Source organism: Methylobacterium sp. M6A4_1b, from assembly GCF_053345175.1.
On record NZ_JBKEZQ010000070.1, the window covers coordinates 1 to 3687 of the forward strand.

General features: G+C 63.2%; 4 protein-coding genes and 1 pseudogene. 2 read left to right on the forward strand and 3 right to left on the reverse strand.

The window, feature by feature from the left end:
* From ACLBWX_RS22995 to ACLBWX_RS23005, 3 genes are all read right to left on the reverse strand, one after another.
* Positions 1–573 (reverse strand): calcium-binding protein (locus ACLBWX_RS22995; RefSeq protein ID WP_447679220.1); only part of this gene is annotated, 573 nt, incomplete at its 3' end.
* Between the two features lie 206 nt (positions 574–779).
* Complete coding sequence (locus tag ACLBWX_RS23000; RefSeq protein ID WP_447679221.1) at positions 780–1241, reverse strand: hypothetical protein; 462 nt, start codon at positions 1239–1241, stop codon at positions 780–782.
* Entirely contained in the window at positions 1238–1531 is a 294-nt protein-coding gene (locus ACLBWX_RS23005) for a hypothetical protein (RefSeq protein ID WP_447679222.1), read from the reverse strand. Before ACLBWX_RS23005 ends, ACLBWX_RS23000 begins: the two co-directional genes overlap by 4 nt.
* A 98-nt stretch (positions 1532–1629) precedes the next feature.
* Here ACLBWX_RS23005 and ACLBWX_RS23010 point away from each other — a divergent pair.
* Both ACLBWX_RS23010 and ACLBWX_RS23015 read left to right on the forward strand, forming a co-directional pair.
* A protein-coding gene (locus tag ACLBWX_RS23010; protein WP_447679223.1) for an IS3 family transposase occupies positions 1630–2813 on the forward strand; the annotation gives its coding sequence in 2 pieces (ribosomal slippage) (positions 1630–1927 and positions 1927–2813; 1185 coding nt in all).
* Between the two features lie 37 nt (positions 2814–2850).
* A pseudogene (locus ACLBWX_RS23015) lies at positions 2851–3687 on the forward strand (IS3 family transposase); the annotation flags it as partial.

Genomic DNA, 3687 nt, shown 5'->3' on the forward strand with positions numbered 1-3687 from the left:
GCCTTCCCCACCAAGCACCGTGTCGCTACCCGAGCCGCCATCGAGGTAGTCATTACCCCGCCCACCATCTAGATAATCGTTGCCGTCGCCCCCATACAATCCAGCTTTGATATTTTGAAGGCTCGCACCAATAATGATAGAGATGTCGCCTGAGTCGTCTCCGTCGCCACCGTACAGTGTATCGCTTCCATCGAAACCGTACATAGAGTCAGAACCGGCCCCCCCATCCAAGAAATCATTGCCGCTAGCGGCCGGAAGGTAAGTAATTGCCGTTCCGCCGCCGGTGAGGAAAGCTGTGTCTCCTCCTGCTATGAAGTCTGCTCCCTCACCGCCATATATGTTGTCTGCTAAATTTCCACCTGTAATTCTGTCTGAGCCGTCGCCGCCGTAAAAATTCCCGCTTGTGTATTGATTTGTGCGGTCGATCAAAATAATATCAGATCCGGTCCCGCCTTCCACGACGCATAGACCTGCAAAGTTCACAACAATAAAGTCATTTCCATCAAGTCCGTAGAAGTTATTATAGCCGCCATCTACCCTATCGTCGCCTAAAGTGCCGATATAAGTCGTCATCGTGATACCCTTTGTTGAAGCCGGCGCTCGCTGAGGGCATCGCCTAATTAACAGCTGTTGTCTATCATGTGAAAGACACAGCAATTGCGCTTTTGACACTAAGACCTCGGGACAGCGCGAAAACCCGCCTCGGATTGCTCCGGGCGGGTGGAGGTCGAGTCTCGCTTGGGTCTGGGCTGAAGCGCGTGGGGTGGCGGTCGTTCCGCTCAGAATGGCGTCCCCTCCACCATGAACCGGATCACGGTCTCATCGCGCGTCAGCGGCCAAACGTACTGATGCACGAGGTTGCAGGCGTAGACCGGGGCCGCGCGGTAGGAAGCGGGCCCAGGCTCAAAAAAGTAGCTCGGGACATCCTCGACGAAGGTCACCACGTGATCGCCCAGGCCGCGCGGCGGGCGCTCGTAGTCGACATCAGTCAGCCACCGACGGTGGGTGTGCGCGTCATAGAGGGCGCGGTCGACATGCTCCTTGCAGTCCCGCGTGTAGCGGATCGTCTGCCGGATGATGAGCTTGCCGCCGGGCTTCACGGTGGGCGTGAGCACCTCGGTGCGGAGGACATCGACCGGGACGTGCCGATCCGCTGCCCAGTAGCAGATCACCGCCGATGGGATGAGGATTGCCGAGCAGATGACGCCGAGGGCGAAGAATCCGAAGAAGCGGAGGTTCATCCCTTGCGACCTCGCACGATCTGGAAGAGGTCGATCCCGTTCTTGGCCGCAGTGACGACGAGACCGAACGCCGTCGCCGCCGTCACGAAGCACCAGGCCAGCACCTTCGCTGCGGTTCGGGACGACGTGACGAACTCCACGGCGCCATCGAGGCTCTTGAGCTCTCGTGGGTTCTTCTCGGCGATCCAGGCGACCGTCTTCGGGTCGAGGTTTATGAGGGCCTGGAGCTTCGACACATCGGTCTCGTCGATCGAGCTCAGCAGCTTCCGCAGGTGCTTTGGCAGACGCATGACCTTGCGGTCGTCGTCCTCGTCGACGTCGTAGGCTGATCGTCCCCCGGTTCCACGGACACCTCTGATACGCTCCTTGCGGGCGGGGAAGGTGTTTGATGGCCAAGACGCGACGCGAGTTCACCCCCGAGTTCAAACGGGAAGCGGTTGCCCTGCTGGACAGCAGCGGCCGGCCGCAGATGCACATCGCAGCCGAGCTCGGGATCCAACCCTCGATGCTGAGGCAATGGCGCTCGGCGCTGATGGGTGGCTCCCCACCACCGCGGGCAGCAGGGTCACCGGGAGCCGTGCCAGCGAGCCCGGTGGCTTCCCCCTCCGACCAAGCCGCCGAGATCGCCCGTCTGCGGCGTGAACTCGACCGGACGCGCATGGAGCGCGACGTCCTAAAAAAAGCGATCGGCATCTTCGCGGAGATGCCCAAGTGACGTTCGCCTTCATCGAGCAGCATGCGAGCACCTGGCCGGTGCGTCTCATGTGCCGCGTGCTCGCAGTCTCCCCCAGCGGCTACTACGGCTGGCGGTCACGCCCCGAGAGCGCCCGGTCGGTGTCGAACCATCAGCTCCTCGACGACGTCCGGCGCATCCATGCCGGGCATCATAAGCGCTATGGCTCGCCTCGGGTGCATGCGGCCCTGCGCGCGGAGGGCCGAACGGTCAGTCGCGGGCGAGTGGAGCGCCTGATGCGCCAGCATGGTATCCGGGCCCTGGCAGGGCGTCGGTTCCGACCCTGCACCACCGACAGCCGTCATGATCTGCCGATCGCGCCCAACCTCCTGAAGCCGCTCTTCTCGGCCGCACGGCCCAACACAGTCTGGCTGGCGGACATCACCTACCTGCCGACCGGAGAAGGCTGGCTCTACCTGGCCGCCGTCCTTGATCTCGCCACCCGCAAGATCGTCGGCTGGTCCATGCGCGACCACATGCGGACCGAACTGACGCAGGCTGCCCTGATGATGGCGACCCAACGGCAACGACCGGGGGGCGGCCTCATCTGCCACTCGGATCGCGGTAGCCAATATGCGGCCGACGCCTATCGCAAGCAGCTCGCCGACATGAAGGCGACGCCCTCCATGAGCCGGACGGGCTGTTGTTACGACAACGCTCCGATGGAGAGCTTCTTCCACACCCTCAAGGTCGAACTCGTCCACCAACGACGATGGGCGACCCGGGACGAGGCCCGACGCGACCAGTTCGCCTTCATCGAGGGCTACTACAATCGGCAGCGCATCCACTCGGCGCTCGGCTACATCACCCCCGAGCAGGCCGAGCGGAACGCAAGCTAACCCCGTGTCCGTGGAACCGGGGGACGATCAACAAGCACATCCTGTGAGGCACGTGCTCGCAAAAAAAGCTCTGACGCCTGCTCGGCGACGCGAACTCGTGCACCAAGTTCAGGAGGCGCACGGAGCGAGCGGCGCGGCTGCGTCGCGCTCGGCGTCGGCCGGTCGAGCATCCGCTACCGCTCGACCAAGCCCGATCAGGCACCGCTGCGGATGCGCATCTGTGATCTGGCCAAGAGCCGGGTGCGCTACGGCTATTTTCGAATCTACATCCTGCTGCGCCGAGAGGGTTGGCGGGTGAACCATAAGAGGGTTCATCGTCTCTACCGGGACGAGGGGCTTCAGCCTGCGGCTCAAGCGACCGCGCCGGAACGTCAGCGCGGCACACCGTGAGCGTCAGCCTGCTGCGCTCCGGCCGAACGAGCGTTGGTCGATGGACTTCGTCTCCGACGCGCTGTTCGACGGTCGCCGGCTGCGGGCCTTGACGGTCGTCGATGCGTTCACGCGCGAGGCTCTGGCGATCGAGGTCGACCAAGGCATCAAAGGCGAGCAGGTCGTGGCCGTCGTCGGCCGCTTGGCGCTGCTGCGCGGAGCACCATGCGCCATTCAGGTCGATAACGGGCCTGAGTTCGTCTCGAAAGCTCTCGACCGCTGGGCCTACGAGAATGGTGTCACGTTGGACTTCTCACGGCCCGGCAAGCCGACCGACAACGCGCTGGTCGAGTCGTTCAACGGGCGGCTGCGCGACGAGTGCTTGATCGCGAACTGGTTCTTGTCGTTGGCCGACGCGAGGAGCAAGATCGAGACGTGGCGGCGGCACTACAACGAGAGCCGACCTCACACCGCCCTGGGGTGGCGAACGCCTCAGGAATTCGCC

Bases quoted from the DNA above. Each gene is read 5' to 3' on its own strand.
- ACLBWX_RS23000 (WP_447679221.1), bottom strand. From the start codon at position 1,241: ATGAACCTCCGCTTCTTCGGATTCTTCGCCCTCGGCGTCATCTGCTCG.
- ACLBWX_RS23005 (WP_447679222.1), bottom strand. From the start codon at position 1,531: ATGCGTCTGCCAAAGCACCTGCGGAAGCTGCTGAGCTCGATCGACGAG.